The following is a 26,138-nucleotide window of genomic DNA, read 5'->3' on the forward strand; positions in this document are numbered from 1 at the left end:
GGGGAACGTCGATGCGCAGAGCGCCGGCGTCGGTCAGCACGGTCTTGGCGCTCTTGCCGTTGCGGTGATTGGCCGCAGCCCCTTCGGGCTTGGCCTGGCCGGGGGCGTAGCCCAGGTGGTGACTCATCTCCGCGCCCAGCGCGCGCTCAAGCACCGACTTCTTGAACTGCTGGAAGATGCCCTCAAGCTCGGCTGGCGTGACTGGCCCGGGAATGAGTTGCTCAAGCAGCTCGGCTGAGAATTGCGGCTGCGCCGCCTTGTCCGCTGATGCGGTGGTCTTCGTCTTGCGTGGCATTCATGCTCCTTGTTGACATGCTATGCCTCACACACAAACTTTCTGACAGGCTCCGGCGACCCATCACTAAATCACCCACCTTGAGTTGGTAAATGGATAGTTCGTCGTACTTCTGCTGGGTAATGCACTGATCCAAGCCTGGGACGATCTGGCCCTCTTTGATATGCATGGGATTGATCAAAGGAATTCCGTCGGGCACATAGTCTTCTTGGTGGAGAAGTGAGCCAAACGGGCCAATTTGTATTTCATCGCTCGCATCTGCGAGCGGCGATGTCGGCCACCCCTTCGGATTCGCCACCGGGTCCCCAAACATATCGAGAAAGAGGGACTGGGTGAGGCTGTCGAGCAGGGCCAGGGCGGTGCGGCGTTGGGTTCGGAGGGTTTCGGCTTGGTCGAGGATGGCGGCGATGCGGCGTTGTTCTTCCAGCGGAGGGAACGTCACCTCAACCCCTGACACCAGATCGATATTCAGATTCTTGACCGTCGCACCGGCTGCGAGCTTGGAAAACTTTGCGTAGATGAAGTCGGAACTTAGAAGCTGGAAAAAATAATCCTGATCGACGTCGTCATGCTTGCTGCTCAGGACGAGCCAACCGTCGTGAATGCAGCCATTCGTACCCATGATGTAGGGCCGTCCGAAACTCATTGAGTTCGTCAGGAGGAAATCGCCGGGCTTGACCATCCGAGAGCGGCTAACGCCTTCTGGACGAATACGCTTTTTGGTTGCCGTGATGAGTTTGCTACTTGCGGATGCATCGGAGATTGAAATCCAGTTCACCCCATTTGGGTCGTCAGTGAGGTAGTCCTGAATTGGTCGCGGTGAGCCGCCACGGGCAATTTCAAAAATTTCACCGAGTGAGGCAGTTTTCCATGTACTCACTTCAACATCCCCTCCAACACCCCCATCCCCCGCGCAATCTCGTCTTCCAGCGCCCGCAGCTCCGCCAAGATGTCCCCCGGCGCCCGGTGCTGCACCTGTTCATGCACCACTTCCTTGTACCGGTTGATGCTCAGGTCATAGCCATTGGCCTCAATGTCGGCCTTGGGCACACAAAAGCTCTGGGCGGTGCGGGGGCGGGTGCGTTCGGTGCCGCTGCGCTGGCCCCAGCGCTCCAGCACGTCGGGCAGGTTGTTCTTGGCGCGCTCTGTTTCTGATAGCTGGTTGCGCCCGTCCACAAAGCGCTGCAGGCCTAAAAGGCTTGCATCCAGCAGGGGCTGGCGCTTGTCGTCCAGGCTCCAACCGTCGGCCTGCATGTCGTAGAACCACACGTGGTCCGTGCCGCCGCTCATGGTTTTTGTGAAGAGCAGGATGGCGGTGCTGACGCCCGCGTAGGGCTTGAACACACCGCCGGGCAGGCTGATGACGGCATCCAACTTTTGCTCTTCCACCAGCTTGCGGCGCAGTTCTTTGTGGGCCTTGCTGCTGCCAAAGAGCACACCGTCGGGCACGATGACGGCGGCGCGCCCGCCAGTCTTGAGCAGGCGCAGGAACAGGGCCAGAAAGAGCAGTTCGGTCTTTTTGGTTTTGACGGTTTGCTGGAGGTCCTTGGCGGTGTTCTCGTAGTCCAGGCTGCCGGCAAAGGGCGGGTTGGCCAGGATGAGGCTGTAGGCCTCGGCATCACCGGCCGCGCCTTCGGCCAGCGAGTCGCGGTATTCGATGGCGGGGTGCTCCACGCCGTGCAGCACCATGTTCATGCTGCCGATGCGCAGCATGGTGTTGTCGAAGTCATACCCGTGGAACATGCCGTGGTGGAAGTGCCGGTTTTGCGCGGGCACACGCAGCATGTCGGGGTAGGTGCGGCGCAGGTATTCGCCTGCGGCCACGAGGAAGCCGCAGGTGCCCGAAGCGGGGTCGCAAATGGTGTCTTGCGGGGTGGGGGCCGTGAGGGCCACCATCAAGTCGATGATGTGGCGCGGGGTGCGGAACTGGCCGTTTTGCCCGGCGGCGGCGATCTTGCCGAGCATGTATTCGTACAGGTCGCCCTTGGTGTCGCGGTCGTCGAGCGGAATGGTGTCGAGCAGGTCCACCACCTTGGCCAGCAGGCCGGGCGTGGGGATGGTGAAGCGAGCGCCCTGCATGTGGCGGGCAAAGGCCGATTCGGCCGCCGGGCCGCCCGAGGCTTGCAGGCCGCGCAGGAAGGGGAAGACCTGGTTGCTGAGCACCTCAAACATCTCGGCCGGGGCCATGTTCTTGAAGCGGGACCAGCGCATGGCGTCGTGGGGACGGCCTTGCGCGTCCACGCCTGCGGGGATGAGGTGCACGGGCTGGGTTTTGAGGCGCAGGGCCTTGTTGTCTTCGCGGGCCTGGTCGCTGTCGAGGGCGCGCAGAAAGAGCAGGTAGGTGATCTGCTCGATGACTTCAATGGGGTTGGCGATGCCGCCGGACCAGAAGGCGTTCCAGACTTGATCGACTTTGTTGCGCAGGTCACCGGTGAGCATGGGGCGGGCAGTAGCAGGCTGTGGGAAAGCCTGAGAGTCTGCCATGCGGAGCGATGGGGGCTTGTTGAGGGATTTTTTAGGCCTTTTTGCCACCAAGCTCCAGTGCAGCGTGCGCGAATAACTATTGATTTGGTAGCGTTTTGCGCGATGCCGTGGGTGCGTGGTGTTCTGCCTGCCCTGCCGCCAGGTCGTCCAGGATGGGGCAATCGGGCCGGTCATTGCCCTGGCAGCACGACACCAGGGTTTGCAGCGTGCGCTGCATGGCCTGCATGGCGGCGATGCGGGCGGCCAGGTCGTCGATGTGGCCCTGGGCAATGCGCTTGACGCTGGCGCTGGCGCGCCCCTTGTCCTGCCACAGCGCCAGCAGTTCGCGGATTTCTTCCATCGAGAAGCCCAGCGTGCGGGCGCGCCCGATGAAGCGCAGCGCGTGCACGTCGGCCTCGGTGTACTGGCGGTAGCCGCTGCCGGTGCGGCCCACGGGGGGCAGCAGGCCCAGCGATTCGTAGTGGCGCACCATGCGCGCCGATACGCCAGCGCGCCGGGCGGCCTCGCCAATGGGCACGGGCCAGCCTGGGGTGGGGGTCATGCGGTGACCTGGTAGCCCTCTTCGGCAATGGCGGCGGCCAGGGCCTCGCGGGGCTGGGTGCTGTCGATATCGACGCGGTTTTGCGCGCGGTCGATGCGCACGGTGGCGGCGGGGTCGAGCTGCTGTACGGCCTGGGTGACGGCGCGTTCGCAGTGGCCGCAGGTCATGCCCTGGACTTGAAGGGTGTATTGCATGCAATTTCTCCGGTAAAAAATGACGAGATCGATATGGTGAACCTTGACATGGTGGCATAGTCAAGAACGGATGAAAGCACTGGTGGCGGCGCAGTTGTTCGCTGCACTGGCTTGACCTTGCCATCATGGCAAGGATTACGGTAACCCCTTATGAACACAACTGCCACCCCCCCCGAACTGCTGGACACCCTGGACCTGGGCATCGGCGGCATGACCTGCGCCAGCTGCGTGGGCCGCGTCGAGCGCGCGTTGCGCAAGGTGCCTGGCGTGCAGGATGCCACCGTGAACCTGGCCACCGAGTCGGCGCGCATCGTCTATGGGGTGCCGCCCGATGCGACAGGCCCGGCCATGGACGCCCTGCTGCGCCGCGCCGTGCGCAATGCGGGCTACGAGCCGCGCGCGGCGGGGCAGGACGATGCACCCGAAGACCTGTCGCCCTGGGCTGGCTTTTTGCCGGTGGGCGTGGGCCTGCTGCTGTCGGCGCCGCTGGTGCTGCCCATGCTGGGCGATCTGTTCGGCCAGCACTGGATGCTGCCGGCCTGGGTGCAGTTTGCGCTGGCCACGCCGGTGCAGTTCATTCTGGGGGCGCGGTTCTACAAGGCGGGCTGGCATGCGCTGAAGGCGCTGACGGGCAACATGGATCTGCTGGTGGCCATTGGCACGTCGGCGGGCTGGGGGCTGTCGATGTGGCTGTGGCTGACGGCGCACGAGGGGCATGCCCCGCACCTGTACTTCGAGGCGTCTGCCGTGGTGGTCACGCTGGTGTTGCTGGGCAAGTGGCTGGAGGCGCGCGCCAAGCGCCAGACCACGGCGGCCATCCGCGCGCTGCATGCGCTGCGCCCCGATGTGGCCCACATGCTGGGGCGTGACGGCGAGGTGGATGTGCCGGTGGCCGAGGTGATGGCGGGCGACCGGCTGGTGGTGCGCCCGGGCGAGCGCATTCCGGTGGATGGCCGCATTCTGGAGGGCCACACCCAGGTGGACGAGTCCATGCTGACCGGCGAGCCCCTGCCCGTGACGCGCGAGGTGGGGGCGCCGCTGACGGGCGGCTCCATCAATGGCGATGGCCGGGTGGTGATGCAGGTGTCGGCGGTGGGTGCCGAAACGGTGCTGTCGCGCATCATCCGCCTGGTCGAGGATGCGCAGGCCGCCAAGGCGCCCATCCAGCGCCTGGTCGATCAGGTGTCGGCGGTGTTCGTGCCGGTGGTGCTGGTGGTGGCGCTGGCCACGCTGCTGGCCTGGCTGTGGACCGGCGCGGGGTTCGAGCCGGCCGTGATCCACGCCGTGGCCGTGCTGGTGATTGCCTGCCCCTGCGCGCTGGGGCTGGCCACGCCGGCGGCCATCATGGCGGGCACCGGGGTGGCGGCGAAGCACGGCATTCTCATCAAGGACGCGCAGGCGCTGGAGCTGGCGCACAAGGTGGATGTGGTGGCCTTCGACAAGACCGGCACCCTCACCGTGGGCCGGCCCCGGCTGACCGCCTTCGAGGTGGCGCCGGGCCAGGACGAGGCGGCCGTGCTGGCGGCCGTGGCCAGCGTGCAAAGCGGCAGCGAGCACCCGCTGGCCCGGGCCGTGGTGGCGGCTGCGCAAGAGCGCGGCCTGCAGCCCGTGGCGCCCGACGGCGTGCGCGCCGTGCCGGGGCGTGGCACCGAGGGCGAGGTGCAGGCGCGCAGCTACCTGGTGGGCAGCCTGCGCTGGATGGACGAACTGGGTGTGGGGCTGGGTGCGCTGGCGGTGCGGGCGGCCGAGTTGCAGAGCTCGGGCGCCACGGTGTCGGCCCTGGCCGAGCGCACCACCGACGGGCTGAGCGGCGCACGGCCGCCCGAAGCCGCGAACGCCCCCTTGGGGGGCAGCGAGGTCACGGGAGTGCCGAGCGTGGGGGCGCACTATGTCTTGCGCGCCATTCTGGCTTTTGGCGATGAGCCCAAGGCTGGCGCGCGCGAGGCGCTGGCGGCGCTGCGCGCCCTGGGCGTGCGCACGGTGATGGTTTCGGGCGACAACCGGGGCGCGGCCGAGGCCATGGCCCGGCGCCTGGGGCTGGACCCCGATGCGGGCGAGGTGATGGCCGAGGTGCTGCCGGGCGACAAGGCGGCCCGCGTGCAGGCGCTGCAGGCCGGGGGCCACACCGTGGCCATGGTGGGCGATGGCGTGAATGACGCGCCCGCCCTGGCCGCCGCCGATGTCGGCATGGCCATGGGCAACGGCACCGACGTGGCCATGCACGCCGCTGGCATCACGCTGATGCGAGGCGACCCGATGTTGGTGGCGGCGGCCCTGGACATCTCGCGGCGCACGGTGGCGAAAATCCGGCAGAACCTGTTCTGGGCCTTTGTCTACAACGTGGCCGGCATTCCGCTGGCGGCGCTGGGCTACCTGAACCCGGTGGTGGCGGGCGCGGCCATGGCGCTGAGTTCGGTGAGCGTGATGGCCAATGCGCTGTTGTTAAAACGCTGGCGAATGTAAGAATTTCCGGTCGCACAGGCGGCGGTTCACCATCCGCTGACCGAATGGTGGGGCAACGGAATCAATGCTCGCGTCCGGCGATGAGCACGGCATTCGTGCCGCCGAAGGCGAACGAATTGGACAAGGCATAGCGCAGTTGCGGTGCATCGCGTGCGGCGCCACGCACCAGATCCAGCCCGAAGGCCGGGTCGGCCCCTGATAGATGCGCCGTGGGCGGCAGGCAACGCCTCTCCAGGGCACGCAGCACGGCCACCATTTCCACCGCTCCGCCCGCGCCCAGCAAGTGGCCGTGGATGGCCTTGGTCGAGCTCACGGGCGTTGTGTTGCCGAACACCTCGGCCACGGACTGCGCTTCTGCGGCATCGCCCGCCAGGGTGGCCGTGCCATGGGCATTGATATAGCCAATGTCCGAAGGGGCCAGCCCCGCATCCTGCAGTGCGGCACGCATGGCACGGGCCTGGCCTGCGGCCTGTGGCTGGGTGATGTGCATGGCGTCGCAGTTGGTGGCATAGCCGGCCAGGAAGAGTGGCGAGCGCGCGCCGCGCGCCCGCGCATGTGCTTCGGATTCCAGCACCAGCGCCGCCGCGCCTTCGCCCAGGGCGAAGCCCGCGCGGTCGGCAGAGAACGGACGACAGGCCGTGGCGGCATCGGCATCCTCGCGCAGCGGCGCAAGCACGCGCATGGCATGCCAGCTGGCCAGGACACCCGGGGTCAGCATGGCCTCGTGTCCCCCGGCGATGGCGATGTCGATCCAGCCGGCGCGCAGGGCCCGCAGCGCCTCGCCAATGGCCACGGCGGAAGAGGCGCAGGCACAGGCGTAGGTGAGCGATGCCCCCCGGGCGCCGTGGCGCAGTGCCAGTTCGGCTGCGGCGGCGTTGGGCATGGTGGTGAGCACCGTGGTGGGGCGCATCCGCCGGTGCTGGCCATAGAGCGCCTGGCAGGTGGCATCGAAGCTGGCCGAGCCGCCCATGCCGCTGCCCCAGAAGATCCCCAGCCTTTGCGGGTCTGTTGCCCCGAGGTCGGCGGCCTGCAGGGCCGACTGGGCCGCGGCCAGGGCCATGGCCGTGCCGCGGTCTACCGGCAGGTTGGAAGGTGCGCGTGCCGCGCTTTCGTCGAATGCGCATGGCGCCACGGGCAGCAGCATGGGGTCCAGGCCGGGCAGGGTCAGTGCATGCGCCCGCACCGAGGAGTGCCCACGGAACAGGCGGTCATCGAACGGCGCCAGTTCGTTGCCCAGTGGCGTGACGATGCCGTAGCCCGCGATGCGTACCGGCCTGTTCATGCGCTGGTGCCGGGTGCAGCCTGCAACCCCTCAATCACGCCGCAGACATGCTGCAGGGTGATGCCGCCCTGGCGGGGATCGAGCAGGTCTTCGGGGATGCGCAGGTGGAAGGCGTCTTCGACGTTGAAGACGAACTCCATGAGCGACAGGGAATCCAGTCCGATCGCTTCCAGGCAGATGCCGGGGCTCAGCCGGGTTGTGTCGACGTGGAATTTCTGCTCCAGCATGGAGCACAGGGTGGTGTAGGTATCGGTGTGCATGGTGATTGGCGTGAAAGCCACCGCAACGCTCTTCAGTGCGCGGTGGCAAGGGAGGAAGGCGCCACCCGGTCCGGGCCGGGGGCGTGGGGCTGCACCACGAATGCGGCGGTTTCGCTGGCGACCTGCAGGCGGTCGTTGTCGATGCAAACCATGTGGTAGCTGTTGTCCAGCACCAGGGTGCGCAGGCGGGATGTGCCCAGCCCCCGGGCCAGCAGATCCAGGTTGGCCAGGCTGGCCACCTCGTCTTCGCGGGCATGGATGGCCAGCACACGCGGGCATTGCACCTGCCCCAGGTGGCTGCGCACATGGCGGATCAGGCGGTCGTGTTCGCGCAGGTGGTCTATGCCCAGTACGGCCGCGCCAGCGCACGAGATGCGGCGCTGCTGGAGCTCGCGCTCGATCCAGGCGCGCACGCGCTCGTTCTTCACGCCGTAGGGCGGGCGTTCGCGGTAGCTCCACCAGCGCCCCAGCGGCGTGTACAGCGCCAGCGGCAGCAGCCACTGGGTGCGCGGAATGGCCCAGCCGTCGAAGCGCAGCGTGGTGGACATGAGCACCATGGCGTCGATCCGCGTGCCGCAGTGAATGGCCGCGCCCAATGCCAGCGATGCGCCGGCCGAGATGCCCACGAGCGCCACGCGCGCATGTGTGCGCCGCAGCGCGTCCACCTCGGCTTCGATGGCGGCGATCCATGTGTGCCAGGGGCTGGCCCGTTGCACGGGGGTCGTCGGGTCGAACGAGTACCCCGCAATGCGCGGCGCCACCACCGTGCACCCCGCCGAACGCAGCGCCGGATGCAGGGACAGCAGTTCGTCGGGGGTGCTGCACAAGCCATGCAGCAGCAGCACGGCGGTGCCCTGCGTCATGCGATGGCTCCGGGTTCGCCGGTGGTGGGGGCCTGCTTGCGGGGCGCAAACCATGCCACATACAGCGCCGGCAGCACCACCAGGGTCAGCAGCGTGGCCGTCACCAGGCCGCCGATCACCACGATGGCCAGAGGGCGCTGCGTCTCGGCGCCGATCTCGTGCGACAGCGCCATGGGCAGCAGGCCCAGCATGGCCAGCAGCGCCGTCATGAGCACCGTGCGCAGGCGCTGCATGGAGCCCTGGCGCACGGCCTCGACCACGCCCATGCCGCTGGCCTGCAGCTGCTGGTACACCGACAGCATCACCACCCCGTTGAGCACGGCCTGCCCGGACAGCGCGATGAAACCAATGGCTGCCGACACCGACAGAGGAATGCCGAACACCCACAGCGCGACAAAGCCGCCGACGAGTGCCAGTGGCACGTTGAGGAGGATCAGCGAGGCCGTCTTGAACGATTTGAAGGCATCGAACAGCAGCACGAAGATCAGCAGCAGCGAGATCGGCACCACGACCGACAGGCGCTTCATGGCGCGTTCCTGGTTCTCGAACTCGCCCGACCAGTTGAGCTGGTAGGTGTCGGGAATCTCCACGTTGCGCGCCACGCGCTCTTTCATGTCGGCCACTACGGAGCCCATGTCGCGGCCCTGGATGAAGATGCCGATGGCGGTGGTGCGTCGCCCGGCCTCGCGGGCGATGTTCATGGCGCCCATGCCCTCGCGGATGTTGGCCACGGCCGAGAGCGGCACGTAGCCGCCGTCGGAGGTGGCAATCGGCGTGCGCGGCAGGTTGGCGATGACGCGCTCGTCCTTGGGCAGGCGCACGGCCACGGCGAACTTGCGTTCGCCCTCCCACAGGCTGGTGGCGGCCTTGCCGGCGAGCGCCGCCTCGATCACGTCCTGCACGTCGCTCACGTTCAGGCCGTAGCGCGCGGCGCGGTCGCGGTTGATTTCGATGAGCAGCTGCGGCACCTGGCCATCGCGGTCGATCTCGGCACGCGCCACGCCCTGCACCTGCTTGATCTCGCGCGCTATCGCATCGGTGATGCGCTTCATCTCGGCAAGGTCATCGCCCGCGAGCTTGATCACGATCTGGCCCTTGATCTGCGAGATGGATTCGAGCACGTTGTCGCGGATGGGCTGGGAGAAGGCCGGGTCGATGCCAGGGATGCCAGAGAGTGCGCGGCTCATCTCCTCGGTGATCTTCTCGCGCGTCATGCCGGGGCGCCACCGGTCCTCGGGCTTCACGTCCACGAAGATCTCGGCCATGGAGATGGTCTTGGGGTCGGTTCCGTCCTCGGGCTGGCCGGCCTTGGAGACCGTGGTGTTGACCTCGGGCACCGTGAGCAGCGCCTTGCGCGCCATGCGCAGGATGCGCGTGGCCTCCTCGCTCGATACCGTGGGCGAGAGCGCGAAGTTGACCCAGGTGGTGCCCTCGTTGAGTTCGGGCAGGAACTCCGAACCCAGGCGCGAGGCCACCACGCCCGACAGGCCAAAGGCGGCCAGGGCGATCACCACCACCTTGCGGCGGTGCATGAGTGCCCAGTCGAGGACGGGCGCGTAGATGCTCTTGGCCGTGTGCACCACGCGGTTGTCGCCATGCGGCAGGCGGCGCTTGAGCATCCAGTAGGCCAGGAGCGGCACCAGCGTGAGCGAGAAGACCAGCGAGCCCACGAGCGCCATGGTCACCGACAGCGCCATGGGCTGGAAGATGCGCCCCTCGTGGCGCTGCAGCGCGAAGATCGGGATATGCGCCGCGATGATGATGAGCATGGAGAACAGCGTGGGCCGGCCGACCTCGTTGGCAGCGTCGATGATCACGTCGCGCCGGTCGCGTTCGTCCATGTCCTCGCCGCGCTCGGCCAGGCGGTGCATGATGTTCTCGACCACGATCACCGCGCCGTCCACGATGATGCCGAAGTCCATGGCGCCCAGGCTCAGCAGGTTGGCCGGCACGCCCATGACCTTCAGGCCCATGAAGGTGGCGAGCAGCGACAGCGGGATCACCACCACCACGGCCAGGCTGGCGCGCAGGTTCGACAGGAAGATGTAGAGCACGAGCGACACGAGCAACGCGCCTTCCACGAGGTTGCGGAACACCGTGGTCAGCGTCTTGTCCATGAGCCAGGTACGGTCGTAGAAGGGCACGATCTGCACGCCCGGCGGCAGGCCGCGCGCATTGAGCGCCGCGATCTTGTCCTTCACGCCCTTGAGTACCACGCTGGGGTTCTCGCCCTTGCGCATGATGACGATGCCGGTGACCACGTCGTCGTCCAGGTCCTGGCCCACCACGCCCAGGCGCGGAACGGCGCCGGTCTTCACCTCGGCGATGTCGCGGATCAGGATGGGCGTGCCGCCATGCGCGGCCACGACGATGCGGCCGATGTCGTCGGCCGACTGCAGCAGGCCGATGCCGCGGATGGTGTACTGCTGCGCGCCCTGGGCCACGTAGCTGCCGCCGGCGTTGGCGTTGCCGCGCCCCAGTGCGTCCAGCAGGTTCTGGAAGGTGACCTTGTAGGCGCGCAGCTTGTCAAGGTCGGGCTGCACCTCGTACTGCTTGATGGCGCCGCCCATGGCCACCACGTCGGCCACGCCGGGCACCTGGCGCAGCGCGCGCTCCACGGTCCAGTCCTCGATGGTGCGGATTTCGGTGGTCGAGAGGCCGTCACCCTTGAGGCGGTAGCGCATGATCTCGCCCACGGGTGTGGCGTTGGGCGCGATATTGGCCTGCACGCCGGGCGGCAGGTCCACACTGGAGAGGCGCTCGGCGATCTGCTGGCGCACGATGTTGACGTTGGCCGCGTCGTCGTAGGTGACCACGCTGAACGACAGGCCGAACTGGGTGTGCGAGAACACGCGGATCGAGTTGGGCAGGCCCGCCAGCGCCACCTCGATGGGCAGCGTCACCTGCTTTTCCACCTCTTCGGGCGCACGGCCAGGGTATAGCGCGATCACCGTGACCTGGGTGTCGGTCACATCGGGGAAGGCCTCGACGGAAAGGCTCTTGAACGCAAAGAAGCCGGCTGCAGCGAACAGCAGCGTGCCCAGGACGATGAACAGCGGCTGGTGCAGGGCGTATTGGATCAGGCGCTTCATTGCGGCGCGTCCTTCTTCATGGCCGCTTCTTCGTGGGCGGATTGGAACTGTCGCGCCAGCAGCAGCACGTTCTGCGTGACGACTTTTTCACCCGCGGCCAGGCCCGTGGCCACCACCACGTCGCGCGGGCCTTCGTGGCCCAGCGTGACGGTGCGCGGCTCGAACACGCCGGGCTCGCGTTGCACGAAGACGGTGTGGGCCGTTCCGTTGAGCGTCACGGCTGCGGCCGGCACCACGACTCCGCTGCGGCGGCTCTCGCTCACATGCGCGGTGGCCAGCATTTCGGCCTTGAGGCGGCGGTCGGCGTTGGGCACCATGCCGCGCACCTTCAGTGTGCGCGTGGTGGGGTCGATGGCGTCGGCCGTGGCCATCACGCGGCCCGTGAAGGTCTCTCCCGGGTAGGCGGGCACTTGCAGGGTGAAACCGTCTCCGGGGCGCAGCGAGGCGAGGTCGCCTTCGCGCGCATCGATCTGCACCCACAGCGAGGAGGGATCGGTCACCACGAACAGCGCGGGCGTGCCGGGGCCCGACTGGTCGGGTCGCAGTTCCTGGCCGGGGTTGAGGTTGCGCTCGACCACCACGCCGCCCATGTTGGCCGAGAGGGCGAGCTGCTGGTTCACGGTGGTACCGCCGCCATACAGGCTGGTGCGGGCGGCGGCTCGGGCCACCTCGGCCTGGGCGCGCGCGGCGTCGGCCTCGGTCTGTTCCAGGTCCTTGCGGGCCACGATGCCGGCCTCGAACAGCTCGCGCTGGCGGCGCAGTGCCTGCTGCGCCAGCACCTGGTCGGCATGGGCCTTGGCGGTATCGGCCTGGGCCTGGCCAAAATCGGGCGAGGCCAGCAGGGCCAGCGGGCTACCCGCTTTCACCGTCTGGCCCAGGTCGGCACGGATGGCCGCCACGCGGCCCGCGAACGGCGGGTAGATGCGCTGGGTGCGCTCCTCGTTCCAGACCAGTCTGGCAGGCAGGTCGATGACGATCTCCTTGGCGGGCTGGGCGTCGCTCACCCGCAGCAGGGCGAGCTGCGGGTGGTCGGCTGGAAAGCGCAGCTGCGCTCCCTGCACGACGGGAGGTGCGGCTTCTGCGGGGGTTGCTGCGGGGGCGGTGGCTTCACCGCAGCCGGCCAGCAAGGCGCTGCATCCCAGGGCCAGGGCGAGCAGGCTGCGGGTGGCGATGGAGGGCGAAGAGGCGTTGCGCACGCGCAGGTGGAAGGTGAGAGAGTGCACCATGGGTGGGTCCAGGCAAAGAGAAAGATCAGGGGGCCGCAGACAGCATCTGCGGCTGCGTGCGCAACAGCCAGGCGCCGAGGGCCTTGGCGTGTTCGAGGCGGGCGGACAGCGCATCGAGCGCGGTGGCGCGCAGGGTGCGGCGCGCATCGAGCAGGTCGGTGAGCGAGGTGGCACCCTTGGCATAGGCCAGTTCGGCGCTTTGCGCCACCTGCCGCGCACGCGGCAGGATGCCGTTGTCGAAACTGGCGCTGCGCTGCGCGGTACCAGCCGCGGCCTGCTGCAGGTGTTGCAGGTCGAGCTGGGCCAGGCGGCGGGTCTTTTCGAGGGTGTCCTGGGCCTGGGTGTATTCGGCCTGGGCGCGGCCGATCTCGCCTTCGTAGCGGTAGCCCCACTGCAGCGGCACCGAGACGCGCAGTTCTACCAGGCGGTTCGACGTGCCCGGGAAGTGGTCGTACGAGGCGCCGACCGTCCAGTCGGCCTTGCGCTGGGCACTGGCGTGGTCCAGCGCGGCCTGGGCCGCCTGGACGCGGGCCGTGGCCGCGCGCACGTCGGCACGCGCTTCGACCCAGGCGGCCAGGTCACCGCCCGGACCGTTGGGGTCTGACAGCGTGGGCCAGTCGGCCTCCGAGGCCTCCAGTCCGACGCCACGGCCGATGACCTGGGCCAGTGCCAGGGCGGCGTGCTCCTTGTCGAGCAGCGCTGTCTGCGTGTCGGCGCGGGCGCGTTCTGCCTCGATGCTGGTGCGTGCGGCATCCTGCACCGACAGGTCGCCGGCCTGCACGCGCCGCTGGGCCAGGCGTGCCAGTTCCTTGGCGCTGCGCTCCATCTCGGCAATCTCCCGCGCACGCTGCTGGGCGGCCAGCAGGTCGTAATAGGCGGCCAGCGCGGCCTGCAGCTGCTGGACCTGCACCTCGTTCACATCGGCCTGGGCCGCATCGGCGTTGCGCTGGGCGGCCAGCGTGCGCAACGCCCGCTTGTTGCCGCGTTCCCAGGTCCAGTCGATGCCGATGGATTTGTCGATGCGCTTGCGCGTCAGCAGGTTGCCGCCGCCGATGCCGTTCTGCAGGTCGATGGAGGAGGTCTTGGCGCTCAGCACGGGGGCGGGCGCATGGTCGGCGCTGAGGATGTCGGAGCGGGCTGCGGCCAGCGCGTGGCGCGCCAGCGCCACATCGCTGTTGTCGCGTGCAGCCGCCAGCGTCTGTGCCAGCGTGAGGGCGGCGGGGGCTGGCGTGCTTTGCTGGGCCCAGCCGGCCAGAGGGCTTGCCAGCGCGGCGATGAAGATCAACTGTCGTATGCTCATCCCCCGTTTATCGGTGTACCCGCCTGACCGCCGCCTGACCTGGGACCTGCGTAAAAATGCGTATCCCCACCACCCGAGTGCCCCCGCGCCCATGCGAATCCTGGTTGTAGAAGACGATGCCGTGCTGCGTGGCGTGATGCTGCGCAGCCTCACCGATGCAGGGCACCGGGTGGATGCCGCCGCCAGCGTGGCCGAGGCCCAGCACTTCTGGCGGGTACAAACCTTCGATGCCGTGCTGCTGGACCTGACCTTGCCCCTGGACGCTGCACCGGACAGCCCGATGGGCAGCGGCCTCACGGCGCTGCGCATGGCGCGTGCGCGCGGCGACCGCACGCCGGTCCTGGTGTTGACGGCCCGCGACCGTACCGATGAGCGCATTGCCGGGCTCGATGCGGGGGCCGACGACTACCTGGGCAAGCCGTTCGATCTGGCCGAAGTGGAGGCCCGGCTGCGTGCCCTGGTGCGGCGCACCCAGGGCACCGGCGATCGCACCGCGGCGGGCGCACTGGTGCTGGACCGGCGCGCCCGCTGCTTCACGCTGCATGGCGCGCTGCTGGAGTTGCCGGCGCGCGAGTTCGAGGTGCTGTGGGAGCTGATGACGCCGCCGGGCCATGTGGTCAGCAAGCGCAAGCTGTCCGACAAGCTGTCCAGCTTCGATGATTCGCTGGGGGACAATGCGCTCGAGGCCTTTATCTCGCGCCTGCGCAAGAAACTGGCCGGCAGTGCCGTCAGCATCCGCACCTTGCGCGGGCTGGGCTACATGCTGGAAGCAGACCCGTTGACCACGCCATGAGCCGGCCTGCCGATCCGCCTTTGGCCCCTCTGGACCCGGTGCCCGTGCCGCCCGCACCCTCGTTGCGCGCGCGGCTGCTGCGCCACGTGCTGCTGCCGCTGGGCCTGACCTGGCTGGCGGGCACGGTGGCATCGGTGCTGGTGGCCAACAGTTTCACGCAACGGGCGTTCGACCGCTCTTTGCTCGATGATGCGTATGCCGTGGCCACCAATGTGCGGGTGGTGGACGGTCAACTCGCTTTCACGTTGTCGGTCCGCGAGGTCAAGGCGGTGCTGTTCGACCAGTCGGAGACGGTGTACTTTGCGGTGTTGCGCCCCGACGGCTCGGTGCTGGCGGGTTGGCCCGATCTGCCGGTGTCACCCCCGCGCGGAGACGACGTCTATCGCTTTTCCGACATCCAATACCACGGCCGTTCGCTGCGCGCCGTGCGCCTGCAGCGGACCACGCCACAGCCCTTCGAGGTGGTGACGGCCCAGACCGTGCTGGGGCGCAGCGCCATGCTGCGCAGCGTGCTCCTGTATTCGGTGGTTTCGCAGTTGCTGCTGTTGCTGGTGCTGGCCGTGTGGCTGCGTCGGGCCATTCAGCGCGACCTGCAGCCCCTGGCGGATTTTCAGCATGCGCTGGACCGGCGCGATGTGCGCGACCTGGCGTCCGTGCCCGTGGATGCCTCCACACGCGATGTGCAGCGCCTGGGCGTTTCGGTGAATGACCTGCTCGACCGCGTGGCCCAGGGCGTGCAGGCGCAGCGGGAATTTGCCGGCAACGTGGCGCACGAGCTGCGCACGCCGCTGGCGGGTATCCGCGCCCTGGCCAGTTACGGCCTGGCGCAGAAGGATCCCGCCGTCTGGCGGGAGCAGCTGGCGGGCATCGTGGACAGCCAGGCGCGCGCCAGCCACCTGGTGGACCAGTTGCTGGCCCTGGCCCTGGCCGATGAGGCGCGCCACGCCATCCCGCGCGGGGCGGTGGCGCTCCATGAACTGGTGCGCAACGCGGTCCTGCATTTCCTGCCCCGGGCCGATGCGGCCGGCGTGGACCTGGGCGCGGTCGGCCTGGACGAGCCGGTGATGGTGCAAGGGCAGGCGGTGCTGATCGAAGGGGTGCTCAACAACCTCATTGACAACGCCTTGCGCTATGGCAGGCCCGCCGCAGGCGCCGTGCCGCGTGTGACCGTGGCGTTGTCGCATGAGGGCGCCAGGGTGGTGCTGTCCGTGACCGACAACGGGCCCGGCCTGCCGGCCCGGCACCAGGACGTGCACCAGCGCTGGGTTCAGGGCCAGGAGGGCAAGCGTCTGGGACAAGGGGCCGGTCTGGGCCTGGCCATTGTGGCGCGCTACGCCGAGTTGCTGGGCGCGCACCACGAATTCGTGCCCGGCCCAGGGGGCGTGGGCCTGTGCGCGCGACTGGTGCTGTCGGCCGCCTGAACCGGGCGACCGCACGAGGCCGGTCCTGGTGCCAGAAGCTTCAGTAGAGGGTGGGGTAATCGGTGTAGCCGGCGGCGCCGCCGCCATAGAAGGTGGTGCTGTCGGGCTCGTTCAGGGGCGCGTTCTTTTCCAGCCGGGCCACCAGGTCGGGGTTGGCAATGAAAGGTCGGCCAAAGGCCACGATGTCGGCGCCGGCGGCCACGGCGGCTTCGGCCAAGGGGCGGTCGTAGGCATTGTTCACCATCCAGGCCCCCTTGCCGCCGGCCTTGCGGTACACGGCCTTGAGGGCGGCATAGTCAAAGGGACGGTCGGGCAGTTCGCGGGGGCCGCCGGTGGCCCCTTCGACGATGTGCACATAGGCCAGCCCCAGCGGCGCGAGCTGGGCCAGCAGGTAGTCGAACAGCTGCTGGGGGTTGTCGTCCACGATGTCGTTGGCGGGAGTGACGGGCGACAGGCGGATGCCGGTGCGGCCGCGGCCGATTTCATCGACGATGGCGCGCACCACTTCCAGCGTGAGCCGGGCGCGGTTCCTGATGCTGCCGCCGTAGTCGTCGGTGCGCCGGTTGGCGCCGGTCTTCAGGAACTGGTCGAGCAGGTAACCGTTGGCGCCGTGGATCTCCACGCCATCAAAGCCGCAGGCGATGGCATTGCGCGCAGCATGGCGATAGTCCTGCACGATGCCGGGCAGCTCGCTCAGGTCGAGTGCGCGGGGCATGGAGGTATCGGTGTAGGTGGGCACGCCGTCCTTGATCAGCACGGTCTTGGCCTTGGCGCGAATGGCCGAGGGCGCCACCGGGGCTGCGTTGCCGGGCTGCAGGTCGGTGTGCGAGATGCGGCCCACATGCCACAGCTGCACCACGATCTTGCCGTCGGCCGCATGCACGGCGCTGGTCACGCGCTTCCAGCCGTCGAGCTGCTCGGTGCCATACAGGCCGGGTACGTCGGCATAGCCCTGGCCCTGGGGGCTGATGGCGGTGGCCTCGGTGATCAGCAGGCCGGCGCTGGCGCGCTGCGTGTAGTAGGTGGCCATGAGCGGCGTGGGAATGGCGTCGGGTGCGCGGTTGCGCGTGAGCGGCGCCATGGCGATGCGGTTGGCCAAGTGCAGATCACCGGCCCGGACGGGTTCGAACAAGGAGGGCATGAAAGGCTTTCGTCGCAATGGAAAAAAGGGATTTGCATAGGGGCAAGCCCACCCCCAAGGGTACTGCAGTGCCGCACTGATTGCAGTATGCGGCGGGCAGCGCGGTAAAGCCATTGTGTGCTATCTGCGCTACCGCAAAAGAATCTGATTTTTCTAAAATGATAGCTGTATGTGCTTTGTACGTAATGATTTGAGGCTGTTTTGAGCAGCATTTGATATGGGGCGCCGACAGACTGCAGCGGTGCCCGCAGGCACAATCAGCGCCCATGGAGACAAACCATACAAGAGGCCTGCAAGGCTTGCGCGCCCATCCGGTGGGCGTGGTGCTGGCGCTGTCGCTGGGTGCGGCCGTTTCGCTGGGTATCACGCGCTTTGCCTATGCCTTGCTGCTGCCCGTGATGCGCGAGGACTTGGACTGGAGCTACACGCTGGCCGGGGCCATGAACACTTTCAATGCGCTGGGTTATCTGCTGGGCGCTCTGGTTGCCCCCGCGCTGCTGCGGCGCCTGGCGCCCGGTAGCTTGCTGCTGTGGGGTGCGGTGCTGGCCACGCTGTTCATGGCCTTGAGCGGCTTCTTTGTCGAGGCCGTCCCGCTGCTGCTGCAGCGTCTGCTGGCGGGTGTGGCCAGCGCCGTGATCTTTATTGCGGGCGGGCTGATGGCGGCGCGTCTGGGCGCCCTGGACGTGGGCCGCAGTGGCCTGCTGCTGGGCTTGTATTACGGCGGCGTGGGCTGGGGCATCAGCGCCTCGGCCTTGCTGGTGCCGCCCGTGCTGGCATGGGCCCCGGCGCTGCACGGCTGGACCTGGGCCTGGTGGGCGCTGGCAGCCGTGTGTGCGCTGGCTACCGTGGTGCTGGTGTGGCCCGTGCGTGCGCTGCGCGTGCTGACGGCGCCCACCCCTGTGGCAGGCATGGGTGTGGGTGCAAAGGCGGTTGCTGGCCCGGCTGCGCCACCTGCACCTGTGCCCTTGCGCGCGCTGGCACCGGCCCTGCTGGGCTACACCCTGTTTGGCGTGGGCTACATCGGCTACATGACCTTTGTGGTGGCGCTGCTGCGCGAGCAGGGCATAGCCAGCGGCACCGTGACGCTGTTTTATGCCCTGCTGGGACTGGCGGTGGTGGTGTCGTCGCGTGTCTGGGCGGGTTTGCTGGACCGCAGCCGCGGTGGCCAGGCGCAGGCCCTCCTCAGCGGCTTGCTGGGCGTGGCCACACTGCTGCCGGCGCTGAGCTCGGCCTGGCCTGTGGTGATGGCTTCGGGCCTGTTGTTTGGCGGGGTCTTCCTGGCTGTGGTGGCCTCGACTACGGCGCTGGTGCGCCACAACCTGCCGCCGGCGCAGTGGGCCGGTGGCATCAGTGCATTCACCGTCGTGTTTGCTGTCGGGCAGATCGTGGGGCCTACGGTGGTGGGCTGGATTGCCGACGGCCCCGGTGGACTGGCGCGTGGCCTCGTGTATTCGGCTTTTGCGTTGTGGCTGGGGGCGTTGGTGGCGGCGCGCCAGCGGCCGCTGTAGCGGCGTCTTTCATTTCAGCGGGCCATGGTGCTGCGCGTTCATCGCGTAGCCTGAAACGGGTGCGTCCCAATCCAGCGGCTGCCATGCAAGCGCTGCCTCCTCTCGGGGAAAGGTGCGAAGTGCCACCGGACCGGGTTGTTTCACTTCAACAGACCTTCGACCTTCATGGCTGCCTGCACGGCAGGGCGTCCCGCCACGCGGCTAGGTGGGTCACAGCGGCTTCGTGCAGGGCGATGTGGGGAGAAAGGGAGCAGGCGCCGGGCCTCTGGGCAGGTGCTGGCGCCCGCTTTTCACGCGGGACGGGTCTGCTCTTCCAGGCGCGTCAGGTAGTGCATGGCGTATTCCCGGTCGGCGCCGCACATTTCGGCCGAGGGCATGAGCCCGCTGCAGACCGCGGGGCGCCCGGGTTGTCCGAAGATCCGGCAGCGGGCATCGTCACCCAGCTGAATGCAGGGTACGCCCGCGGGTTTGCCTTGCGGCATGCCCGGAATGGGCGAGCTGATGGAGGGTGCGGTGCAGCAGGCACCGCAGCCGGGGCGGCAATCCATGTTGGGAGAGCTGCTTGCGTGGGCCAGTTGGGCGCCAGAGCCTGTTTTTGCCAGCAACTCAGGCCGCTACCGGTTGCAAGCGCTCGGCCGCCCACAGCACCTGATCGACCACGGTGCGCACGCGGTCGCGGTGGGCCGGGTCCGCCAGGGCACCCCGGCCGTCGAAGGCGCTGCCTGCCTGGCCCAGGGCGAAGGCTTTTGGCGCCAGCCAGCATTCCAGGTTGGTGAGCAGGGGCGCCAGGTGGCTTTGCGCACGCAGGCCGCCCAAGGCACCTGGCGAGGCGCTGAGCATGCCCACCACCTTGCCACGGAACGATCGGATGCCGTCCTGCCAGTCGGGGTGGCCGTGGACGGGGCTGGATGCCCAGTCGATGGTGTTCTTGAGCAGGGCCGTGTAGCTGCCGTTGTATTCGGGCGAGCAGATGATCCAGCCCGGGTGCTCCCACAGGATCTGCTTGAGGCGCAGCACATCGGCGGGCGTGCCCTGGGCTTCGAGGTCGGCGTTGTACAGCGGGATGTCAAAGTCGGAAAGCTCCAGCAGCGTGACCTGGGCACCGGCACTGCGCGCGATGGAGGCGGTGGTCTGGGCCAGTTGGCGGTTGAAGGATTGCTGGCGGGTGCTGCCCGCGAAAACGAGGAGTTGTTGGTGCATGACGGGCATTGGAGCACAGACCCCGGGCAGGATTCCTGCAGACCTGTTTCACGTGAAACAGCGCCCGTGGCTGACCCGTCCGGCGACGTGGTGAACGCAAAGTGGGAAAATCGCGGGTTGCCCGCGCTGATGCAGGCGATTTGACCATTGGGCCATTGGGCCCCGGAGCGCTGCTATGTTGTACCCCCAGGAATTTGATGTAATCGTTGTCGGCGGTGGCCATGCCGGCACCGAGGCCGCGCTGGCCGCTGCGCGCATGGGCAGCAAAACGCTGCTGCTGACCCACAACATCGAAACCCTGGGGCAGATGAGCTGCAACCCCAGCATCGGCGGCATCGGCAAGGGCCACCTGGTGAAAGAGGTGGACGCGCTGGGCGGCGCCATGGCCCTGGCCACGGACGAGGGTGGCATCCAGTTCCGCATCCTCAACAGCTCCAAGGGCCCGGCGGTGCGCGCCACGCGCGCGCAGGCCGACCGCATCCTGTACAAGGCTGCCATCCGCCGCATGCTGGAGAACCAGCCCAACCTGTGGCTTTTTCAGCAGGCGGTGGACGATCTGATGGTGGAGGGCGACCGGGTGGTGGGGGCGGTGACGCAGGTCGGCATCCGTTTCCGTTCGCGCACGGTGGTGCTGACGGCCGGGACTTTCCTGGATGGCAAGATCCATGTGGGTCTGAACAATTACGCCGCTGGCCGGGCAGGGGATCCACCGGCGGTGTCGCTGTCGGCCCGGCTCAAGGAGCTGCAATTGCCGCAGGGGCGCCTGAAGACCGGCACGCCGCCGCGCATTGACGGGCGCAGCATTGATTTTTCGAAGTGCACCGAACAGCCCGGCGATGGCATGCCGGGCGGCGTGAACGAGGGTACGGTGCCCGTGTTCAGCTTCATGGGCCATGCCGCCATGCACCCGAAGCAGGTGCCCTGCTGGATCACCCACACCAACGAGCGCACGCACGAGATCATCCGCAGCGGCTTTGACCGCAGCCCCATGTTCACCGGCAAGATCGAGGGCGTGGGCCCGCGCTACTGCCCGAGCGTGGAAGACAAGATCAACCGCTTTGCCGACAAGGACAGCCACCAGATCTTCCTGGAACCCGAGGGCTTGACCACGCACGAGTTCTACCCCAACGGCATCAGCACCAGTCTGCCGTTCGACGTCCAGTACGACCTGGTGCGCAGCATGCCCGGGTTGGGGAACGCCCACATCCTGCGCCCCGGCTACGCCATCGAGTACGACTACTTCGACCCGCGGGCGCTGAAAAGCAGCTTCGAGACGCGGCAGATCCAGGGCCTGTTCTTTGCTGGCCAGATCAATGGCACCACCGGCTACGAAGAAGCCGCGGCCCAGGGACTCTTCGCCGGCATCAACGCCGCTCTGCAGTGCCGGGGCGATGCGCCGTGGCTACCCGGCCGCGATGAGGCCTACCTGGGTGTTCTGGTGGACGACCTCATCACCAAGGGCGTGACCGAGCCCTATCGCATGTTCACCAGCCGGGCCGAGTTTCGCCTGCAGCTGCGCGAGGACAACGCCGACATGCGCCTGACGGAAGCGGGTCGGCAGATGGGCCTGGTGGACGATGCGCGCTGGGATGCTTTCAGCCGCAAGCGCGATGCGGTTTCACGTGAAACAGAGCGCCTCAAGACCACCTGGGTGAACCCACGCAACCTGCCGGCCGCCGAGTCCGAGCGTGTGCTGGGCAAGAGCATCGAGCACGAGTACAACCTGTTCGAACTGTTGCGCCGCCCGGATGTGAGCTACGCCAACCTGATGTCGATGGACGGCGGCAAGTACGCCTCGGCCGATGTTTCACGTGAAACCCTGGGTGACCTGAGCGACCCGGTGCTGGAGCAGGTGGAGATTGCCGCCAAATACGCGGGCTACATCGACCGCCAGAAGGGCGAGGTGGAGCGTGCCGCGCATTTCGAGAAACTGCGCCTGCCTGCCGACCTGGATTACATGCAGGTCACGGCGCTGAGCATTGAGGCCCGCCAGGTGCTCAGCCGCCACCGGCCCGAGACCCTGGGCCATGCCTCGCGCATCACGGGCATCACCCCGGCGTCGATTTCGCTGCTGATGGTGCATTTGAAGAAGGGCGGGTTCAAGGACTTCACCGTGACCGCCAAGGCGGAAGGGGAAGTGGCATGACCGCAGTGACGGGCAACGACAGGCTGCATCAGCAATTGCAGGCGGGTGCCGAGGCCCTGGCCCTGGACTTGAACGAGGGCCAGATTGGCCAGTTGATGGACTTCCTGGCGCTGCTGCAAAAGTGGAACAAGGTCTACAACCTGACGGCCGTCCGCGACCCGCAGGAGATGATGACGCACCACTTGCTGGACAGCCTGGCTGCCGTGGCGCCGTTGCGCCGGCAGGCAGCCGCCTTGCAGCAGGGTGGGGTGGTCGCGGAGGTAAAGCTGCTCGATGTCGGCTCGGGCGGTGGCCTGCCCGGTGTGGTGTTTGCCATCTGCTGCCCCGAGGTGGATGTGAGCTGTGTGGACACGGTGGGCAAGAAGGCAGCGTTCATCCAGCAGGCGGCGGTGGCGCTGAAGCTGCGCAACCTGCATGGCCTGCACGCGCGGGTGGAGACGCTGGCCACGCCGTTCGACATCATCAGCTGCCGCGCCTTTGCCTCGCTGCCTGATTTTGTGAACTGGTCGCGCAGTGCGCTGGCGGCATCGCATGGCGTCTGGCTGGCCATGAAAGGCAAGCATCCTGAGGACGAAATAGCAGCCTTGCCCGCCGATGTGCAGGTGTTTCACGTGGAACAGCTTGCCGTTCCTGGCCTCGCTGCCGAACGCTGCATCATCTGGATGAAGCAGGCCTGAGCGCCGGACGCCGACTTTTCGGCGGCTGGGGCAGGGCGGTCGCGTAAACTTGGCTCCTCACCTCGGGTGCATCCATCCTGCGCACCCATCCAGCACACCGGGAGAAATCACCACATGTTTGGCATTGCAGACTACGGCGCCTTTGTTGCCGCCATTGTGTTGTTCCTGGCCATTCCAGGTCCCGGCAATCTGGCGCTCATCACCTCCACCAGCAAGGGGGGCGTGCGCGGCGGCCTGGCGGCCACCCTGGGTGTGATCGCGGGTGACCAGGTACTGATGTGGGCCGCAGTGGCCGGGGTGGCGGCATTGCTGGCCACCTACCCCACGGCCTTCAACGCGGTGCAATGGCTGGGCGCGGCCTACCTGGCCTGGCTGGGTTTCAAGATGCTCACGGCCAAGCCCGGCGCCCAACCCATCCTCCATATCCAGCCAGGCCACTACTTCAGGCAGGCCGGGTTGATCACCTTGCTCAACCCCAAGGCCATCGTGTTCTACATGGCGTTCTTTCCACTGTTTGTGGACCCGGCGCGGCACCAGGGGCTGCTGACCTTTGGCGTGATGGCAGCGACGGTGGCGGTGCTGACTTTCCTGTATGGCCTGACTGCCGTGCTGCTCACGCACCACCTGGCAGAACGCATGCGCGCCAACCCTTCCATCGCCCGCGTGCTGGAAAAAGTCGCTGGCGTTTTCCTGATCGGCTTCGGCATCAAGCTGGCCATCTCCAAATAAAACCTACTCACCCATATGCATACGAACGGACAAACCAGTTTTGCCGCCGGGCCGCCCCAAGGCAAAACGCGGCCCCCTCGGGGGGCAGGGCGTGGCACGAAGTGCATGACCGTGGGGGGGGTATTCTGATGGCCAAAATTTTCTGCGTTGCCAATCAGAAGGGGGGCGTTGGCAAGACCACCACCACCGTCAACCTCGCTGCGGGCCTGGCCAAGATCGGCCAGCGTGTGCTGATGGTGGATCTGGACCCGCAGGGCAACGCCACCATGGGTTCGGGCGTGGACAAGCGCAGCCTCGACCTCACGGTGTACGACGTGCTGCTTGAATCCGCCTCGGTCAAGGAGGCGGCCGTGCTGTCCGACAAGTGCGGCTACTGGGTGCTGGGCGCCAACCGCGAGTTGGCCGGGGCCGAGGTGGAGCTGGTGACGCTGGAGCACCGCGAAAAGCGCCTCAAGGCCGCGCTGGCCGAAGCCGACGCAGATTTTGACTTCGTGCTCATCGACTGCCCGCCATCCCTGTCCATGCTCACCCTCAACGGCCTGTGCAGCGCCCATGGTGTGATCGTGCCCATGCAGTGCGAATACTTCGCGCTCGAAGGCCTGACCGACCTGGTCAATACCATCAAGCAGGTGCACGCCAACCTGAACACCGACCTGCAGATCATCGGCCTGCTGCGCGTGATGTTCGACCCGCGCATCACCTTGCAGCAACAGGTGAGCGACCAGCTCAAGGGCCACTTTGGCGACAAGGTGTTCAATACCGTGATCCCGCGCAACGTGCGCCTGGCCGAGGCGCCCAGCTACGGGCTGCCGGGCGTGGTGTTCGACCCGACCGCCAAGGGCAGCCAGGCGTTTGTGGAGTTTGCGCACGAGATGGTCGAACGCGTGCAGCGCATGTCTGCCGCCGCGAGTCCCAAAGTTAAAACAGGCTCTGGTGCTTGATGAGCAAGCGATAGCAGCTATTCAATTGATAGTAATGAAGCCTTCCAACGTCTTGCTGCTGCCCGGCTGGCAGAACTCCGGCACCGGCCACTGGCAAAGCCTGTGGGAGGCGCGGCACGGTTACCAGCGCGTGGAGCAGCACGATTGGATGCGCCCGCTGCGCGGCGACTGGTCGGCGCGGCTCGAAGAAACCGTGGTCGATGCTGCCGGCCCCGTGGTGCTGGTGGCGCACAGCCTGGGCTGCATCCTGACCGCCTGGTGGGCTGCGCATTCACCCCATACCCACCGTGTGCTGGGCGCGCTGCTGGTGGCCCCGGGCGATGTGGAGCGCCCCGACCTGGCCGCGCAGATCCACGGCTGGGCACCCATTGCGCGCCAGCCGCTGCCCTTTCCGTCCGTGCTGGTGTGCAGCCGCGACGACCCGTATTGCAGCCTGGAGCGCGCCGAAGGCTTGGCCCAGGCCTGGGGCGCGCGCTTCATCGACGGTGGCGAACGCGGTCACCTCAACGCCGAATCCGGCCTTGCAGACTGGCCCGAGGGCCACGCACTGCTGCACACCCTTTTGAAAGATTGACGAACATGGTCACCAAGAAACCCAAGGGCCTCGGCCGTGGACTCGAAGCCCTGCTGGGCCCCAAGGTCGAAGAGAAAGTGGAGCAGGCCCAGGCCGCCGAGGCCGGGTTGCCCAGCCGCCTGCCGCTCTCGGCGCTGGTGCCGGGCGTCTACCAGCCGCGCACGCGCATGGACGAGGGCGCGCTGTACGAACTGGCCGAGTCCATCAAGGCCCAGGGCATCATGCAGCCGATCCTTGTTCGTCGCCTCAGCGACGAACAAGCCCGGCTGCGCCGCCAGGAACGGGCATCGCAGGGGCCCTCTCCGGCGCTGGGCGCCCTCAGCCAAGAGGGGCCGCTGTACGAAATCATTGCGGGCGAGCGGCGTTTCCGGGCCTCGCGCCTGGCGGGCCTCAACGAGGTGCCGGTGCTGGTGCGCGACGTGCCCGACGAATCCGCCGCCGCCATGGCGCTGATCGAGAACATCCAGCGCGAAGACCTCAATCCGCTCGAAGAAGCCCAGGGCCTGCAGCGCCTGGTGCGCGAGTTCGGTCTCACGCACGAGCAGGCCGCGCAGGCCGTGGGCCGCTCGCGCAGCGCCGCCAGCAACCTGCTGCGCCTGTTGAACCTGGCCGAGCCGGTGCAGACCATGCTGATGGCTGGCGACATCGACATGGGCCACGCCCGCGCGCTGCTGGCGCTGGACCGCGCCGCGCAGATCACGGCGGGCAACCAGATCGCGGCCAAAAAGCTCTCGGTGCGCGAGGCCGAGGCCCTGGTCAAGAAGATCGGCGCCGAGTTCAACCTCGTCGCCACCCGCCCCCAGAAGGAAAAGTCACGCGACCTCAAGCGGGTGGAAGAAGAACTCTCCGACCTGCTCATGGCCGAGGTCGAGGTGCGCGTGAAAAAGCGCGTCAAGCGCCACGGCAAGGTCGAGGAGATGGGTGAGCTCGCGATCCAGTTCGGCTCGCTGGACGAGCTCAACGGCTTGATCGAGCGCCTGCGCGCCCAGGCCGACGCCGCCTGATCGT

At 67.5% G+C, this 26,138-nt stretch carries 24 protein-coding genes; 10 read left to right on the forward strand and 14 right to left on the reverse strand.

Going from position 1 to position 26,138, the window contains the following annotated elements; all coding sequences use genetic code 11:
• The 5 genes from K225_RS21960 to K225_RS0118075 all read right to left on the reverse strand — a co-directional run.
• Positions 1-295 (reverse strand): transposase (locus K225_RS21960; protein ID WP_202900062.1); only part of this gene is annotated, 295 nt, incomplete at its 3' end.
• Positions 222-1,175, reverse strand: a complete 954-nt coding sequence (locus tag K225_RS21190; RefSeq protein ID WP_081679733.1) for a restriction endonuclease subunit S — start codon at positions 1,173-1,175, stop codon at positions 222-224. The genes K225_RS21190 and K225_RS21960, both read right to left, overlap by 74 nt.
• Positions 1,172-2,734, reverse strand: a complete 1,563-nt coding sequence (locus K225_RS0118065; RefSeq protein WP_026437666.1) for a class I SAM-dependent DNA methyltransferase — start codon at positions 2,732-2,734, stop codon at positions 1,172-1,174. The genes K225_RS21190 and K225_RS0118065 overlap by 4 nt, the downstream gene beginning before the upstream one ends.
• A 121-nt stretch (positions 2,735-2,855) precedes the next feature.
• On the reverse strand, positions 2,856-3,320 hold the full coding sequence (gene cueR, locus K225_RS0118070) for a Cu(I)-responsive transcriptional regulator (protein WP_026437667.1): 465 nt from the start codon (positions 3,318-3,320) through the stop codon (positions 2,856-2,858).
• Positions 3,317-3,514: a heavy-metal-associated domain-containing protein gene (locus tag K225_RS0118075; protein WP_026437668.1), complete on the reverse strand. Its 198-nt coding sequence runs from the start codon at positions 3,512-3,514 to the stop codon at positions 3,317-3,319. The genes cueR and K225_RS0118075 overlap by 4 nt, the downstream gene beginning before the upstream one ends.
• 150 nt (positions 3,515-3,664) lie before the next feature.
• On the opposite strand from K225_RS0118075, the gene K225_RS0118080 reads away from it, so the two are divergent.
• A complete protein-coding gene (locus tag K225_RS0118080) occupies positions 3,665-5,977 on the forward strand; it encodes a cation-translocating P-type ATPase (RefSeq protein WP_026437669.1) in 2,313 nt (770 codons plus the stop codon).
• 61 nt (positions 5,978-6,038) lie between these two features.
• On the opposite strand, the gene K225_RS0118085 is transcribed toward K225_RS0118080, so the two are convergent.
• The 6 genes from K225_RS0118085 to K225_RS0118110 are packed head-to-tail and all read right to left on the reverse strand — an operon-like array spanning position 6,039 to position 14,000.
• A complete protein-coding gene (locus tag K225_RS0118085) occupies positions 6,039-7,259 on the reverse strand; it encodes a beta-ketoacyl synthase (RefSeq protein ID WP_026437670.1) in 1,221 nt (406 codons plus the stop codon).
• Complete coding sequence (locus K225_RS0118090) at positions 7,256-7,519, reverse strand: phosphopantetheine-binding protein (protein WP_026437671.1); 264 nt, start codon at positions 7,517-7,519, stop codon at positions 7,256-7,258. The genes K225_RS0118085 and K225_RS0118090 overlap by 4 nt, the downstream gene beginning before the upstream one ends.
• Positions 7,520-7,551: 32 nt before the next feature.
• A complete protein-coding gene (locus K225_RS0118095; protein ID WP_026437672.1) occupies positions 7,552-8,382 on the reverse strand; it encodes a carboxylesterase in 831 nt (276 codons plus the stop codon).
• Positions 8,379-11,474, reverse strand: coding sequence for an efflux RND transporter permease subunit (locus K225_RS0118100; RefSeq protein ID WP_026437673.1), 3,096 nt, complete (start codon positions 11,472-11,474; stop codon positions 8,379-8,381). The genes K225_RS0118095 and K225_RS0118100 overlap by 4 nt, the downstream gene beginning before the upstream one ends.
• Positions 11,471-12,700 (reverse strand): efflux RND transporter periplasmic adaptor subunit, encoded by a 1,230-nt coding sequence (locus tag K225_RS0118105; protein WP_081679734.1) that lies wholly within the window; start codon positions 12,698-12,700, stop codon positions 11,471-11,473. The genes K225_RS0118100 and K225_RS0118105 overlap by 4 nt, the downstream gene beginning before the upstream one ends.
• A gap of 25 nt (positions 12,701-12,725) precedes the next feature.
• Positions 12,726-14,000 carry a TolC family protein gene (locus K225_RS0118110; RefSeq protein WP_051249060.1) on the reverse strand — a complete coding sequence of 425 codons (1,275 nt, stop codon included), beginning with the start codon at positions 13,998-14,000 and terminating at the stop codon, positions 12,726-12,728.
• Between the two features lie 91 nt (positions 14,001-14,091).
• On the opposite strand from K225_RS0118110, the gene K225_RS0118115 reads away from it, so the two are divergent.
• Both K225_RS0118115 and K225_RS0118120 read left to right on the forward strand, forming a co-directional pair.
• Complete coding sequence (locus K225_RS0118115) at positions 14,092-14,793, forward strand: response regulator transcription factor (protein ID WP_026437676.1); 702 nt, start codon at positions 14,092-14,094, stop codon at positions 14,791-14,793.
• Positions 14,790-16,214 (forward strand): sensor histidine kinase, encoded by a 1,425-nt coding sequence (locus K225_RS0118120; protein ID WP_034713306.1) that lies wholly within the window; start codon positions 14,790-14,792, stop codon positions 16,212-16,214. Before K225_RS0118115 ends, K225_RS0118120 begins: the two co-directional genes overlap by 4 nt.
• Before the next feature lie 40 nt (positions 16,215-16,254).
• Here the strand turns inward: K225_RS0118120 and K225_RS0118125 are convergent, their stop codons facing one another.
• Positions 16,255-17,355, reverse strand: coding sequence for an alkene reductase (locus K225_RS0118125; RefSeq protein WP_026437678.1), 1,101 nt, complete (start codon positions 17,353-17,355; stop codon positions 16,255-16,257).
• A gap of 266 nt (positions 17,356-17,621) precedes the next feature.
• Here K225_RS0118125 and K225_RS0118130 point away from each other — a divergent pair, with 266 nt between their 5' ends.
• On the forward strand, positions 17,622-18,863 hold the full coding sequence (locus K225_RS0118130; RefSeq protein WP_051249062.1) for a YbfB/YjiJ family MFS transporter: 1,242 nt from the start codon (positions 17,622-17,624) through the stop codon (positions 18,861-18,863).
• 290 nt (positions 18,864-19,153) lie between these two features.
• On the opposite strand, the gene K225_RS0118135 is transcribed toward K225_RS0118130, so the two are convergent.
• Both K225_RS0118135 and K225_RS0118140 read right to left on the reverse strand, forming a co-directional pair.
• On the reverse strand, positions 19,154-19,411 hold the full coding sequence (locus tag K225_RS0118135) for a YkgJ family cysteine cluster protein (protein ID WP_051249066.1): 258 nt from the start codon (positions 19,409-19,411) through the stop codon (positions 19,154-19,156).
• A gap of 58 nt (positions 19,412-19,469) precedes the next feature.
• Positions 19,470-20,063, reverse strand: coding sequence for an NADPH-dependent FMN reductase (locus K225_RS0118140; protein WP_155885306.1), 594 nt, complete (start codon positions 20,061-20,063; stop codon positions 19,470-19,472).
• 175 nt (positions 20,064-20,238) lie between these two features.
• On the opposite strand from K225_RS0118140, the gene mnmG reads away from it, so the two are divergent.
• The 6 genes from mnmG (at position 20,239) to K225_RS0118170 (ending at position 26,134) form a co-directional block, all read left to right on the forward strand.
• Entirely contained in the window at positions 20,239-22,209 is a 1,971-nt protein-coding gene (mnmG, locus tag K225_RS0118145; RefSeq protein WP_026437682.1) for a tRNA uridine-5-carboxymethylaminomethyl(34) synthesis enzyme MnmG, read from the forward strand.
• On the forward strand, positions 22,206-22,886 hold the full coding sequence (gene rsmG / locus K225_RS0118150; protein WP_026437683.1) for a 16S rRNA (guanine(527)-N(7))-methyltransferase RsmG: 681 nt from the start codon (positions 22,206-22,208) through the stop codon (positions 22,884-22,886). Before mnmG ends, rsmG begins: the two co-directional genes overlap by 4 nt.
• 114 nt (positions 22,887-23,000) lie before the next feature.
• Positions 23,001-23,615, forward strand: coding sequence for a LysE family transporter (locus K225_RS0118155; RefSeq protein ID WP_026437684.1), 615 nt, complete (start codon positions 23,001-23,003; stop codon positions 23,613-23,615).
• Between the two features lie 128 nt (positions 23,616-23,743).
• A complete protein-coding gene (locus tag K225_RS0118160) occupies positions 23,744-24,556 on the forward strand; it encodes a ParA family protein (protein WP_034713309.1) in 813 nt (270 codons plus the stop codon).
• 34 nt (positions 24,557-24,590) lie between these two features.
• Entirely contained in the window at positions 24,591-25,130 is a 540-nt protein-coding gene (locus K225_RS0118165; RefSeq protein ID WP_026437686.1) for an alpha/beta hydrolase, read from the forward strand.
• A 5-nt stretch (positions 25,131-25,135) separates the two neighbouring features.
• Positions 25,136-26,134 (forward strand): ParB/RepB/Spo0J family partition protein, encoded by a 999-nt coding sequence (locus K225_RS0118170; protein ID WP_026437687.1) that lies wholly within the window; start codon positions 25,136-25,138, stop codon positions 26,132-26,134.
• Positions 26,135-26,138 lie beyond the last annotated feature (4 nt).

This window comes from Acidovorax sp. JHL-9, from assembly GCF_000426205.1.
Classification (GTDB): Bacteria; Pseudomonadota; Gammaproteobacteria; order Burkholderiales; family Burkholderiaceae_C; genus Acidovorax; species Acidovorax soli.

Bases quoted from the DNA above. Each gene is read 5' to 3' on its own strand.
- K225_RS0118065 (WP_026437666.1), bottom strand. From the start codon at position 2,734: ATGCTCACCGGTGACCTGCGCAACAAAGTCGATCAAGTCTGGAACGCC.
- cueR (WP_026437667.1), bottom strand. From the start codon at position 3,320: ATGACCCCCACCCCAGGCTGGCCCGTGCCCATTGGCGAGGCCGCCCGG.
- K225_RS0118075 (WP_026437668.1), bottom strand. From the start codon at position 3,514: ATGCAATACACCCTTCAAGTCCAGGGCATGACCTGCGGCCACTGCGAA.
- K225_RS0118080 (WP_026437669.1), top strand. From the start codon at position 3,665: ATGAACACAACTGCCACCCCCCCCGAACTGCTGGACACCCTGGACCTG.
- K225_RS0118085 (WP_026437670.1), bottom strand. From the start codon at position 7,259: ATGAACAGGCCGGTACGCATCGCGGGCTACGGCATCGTCACGCCACTG.
- K225_RS0118090 (WP_026437671.1), bottom strand. From the start codon at position 7,519: ATGCACACCGATACCTACACCACCCTGTGCTCCATGCTGGAGCAGAAA.
- K225_RS0118095 (WP_026437672.1), bottom strand. From the start codon at position 8,382: ATGACGCAGGGCACCGCCGTGCTGCTGCTGCATGGCTTGTGCAGCACC.
- K225_RS0118100 (WP_026437673.1), bottom strand. From the start codon at position 11,474: ATGAAGCGCCTGATCCAATACGCCCTGCACCAGCCGCTGTTCATCGTC.
- K225_RS0118105 (WP_081679734.1), bottom strand. From the start codon at position 12,700: ATGGTGCACTCTCTCACCTTCCACCTGCGCGTGCGCAACGCCTCTTCG.
- K225_RS0118110 (WP_051249060.1), bottom strand. From the start codon at position 14,000: ATGAGCATACGACAGTTGATCTTCATCGCCGCGCTGGCAAGCCCTCTG.
- K225_RS0118115 (WP_026437676.1), top strand. From the start codon at position 14,092: ATGCGAATCCTGGTTGTAGAAGACGATGCCGTGCTGCGTGGCGTGATG.
- K225_RS0118120 (WP_034713306.1), top strand. From the start codon at position 14,790: ATGAGCCGGCCTGCCGATCCGCCTTTGGCCCCTCTGGACCCGGTGCCC.
- K225_RS0118125 (WP_026437678.1), bottom strand. From the start codon at position 17,355: ATGCCCTCCTTGTTCGAACCCGTCCGGGCCGGTGATCTGCACTTGGCC.
- K225_RS0118130 (WP_051249062.1), top strand. From the start codon at position 17,622: ATGGAGACAAACCATACAAGAGGCCTGCAAGGCTTGCGCGCCCATCCG.
- K225_RS0118135 (WP_051249066.1), bottom strand. From the start codon at position 19,411: ATGGATTGCCGCCCCGGCTGCGGTGCCTGCTGCACCGCACCCTCCATC.
- K225_RS0118140 (WP_155885306.1), bottom strand. From the start codon at position 20,063: ATGCACCAACAACTCCTCGTTTTCGCGGGCAGCACCCGCCAGCAATCC.
- mnmG (WP_026437682.1), top strand. From the start codon at position 20,239: ATGTTGTACCCCCAGGAATTTGATGTAATCGTTGTCGGCGGTGGCCAT.
- rsmG (WP_026437683.1), top strand. From the start codon at position 22,206: ATGACCGCAGTGACGGGCAACGACAGGCTGCATCAGCAATTGCAGGCG.
- K225_RS0118155 (WP_026437684.1), top strand. From the start codon at position 23,001: ATGTTTGGCATTGCAGACTACGGCGCCTTTGTTGCCGCCATTGTGTTG.
- K225_RS0118160 (WP_034713309.1), top strand. From the start codon at position 23,744: ATGGCCAAAATTTTCTGCGTTGCCAATCAGAAGGGGGGCGTTGGCAAG.
- K225_RS0118165 (WP_026437686.1), top strand. From the start codon at position 24,591: ATGAAGCCTTCCAACGTCTTGCTGCTGCCCGGCTGGCAGAACTCCGGC.
- K225_RS0118170 (WP_026437687.1), top strand. From the start codon at position 25,136: ATGGTCACCAAGAAACCCAAGGGCCTCGGCCGTGGACTCGAAGCCCTG.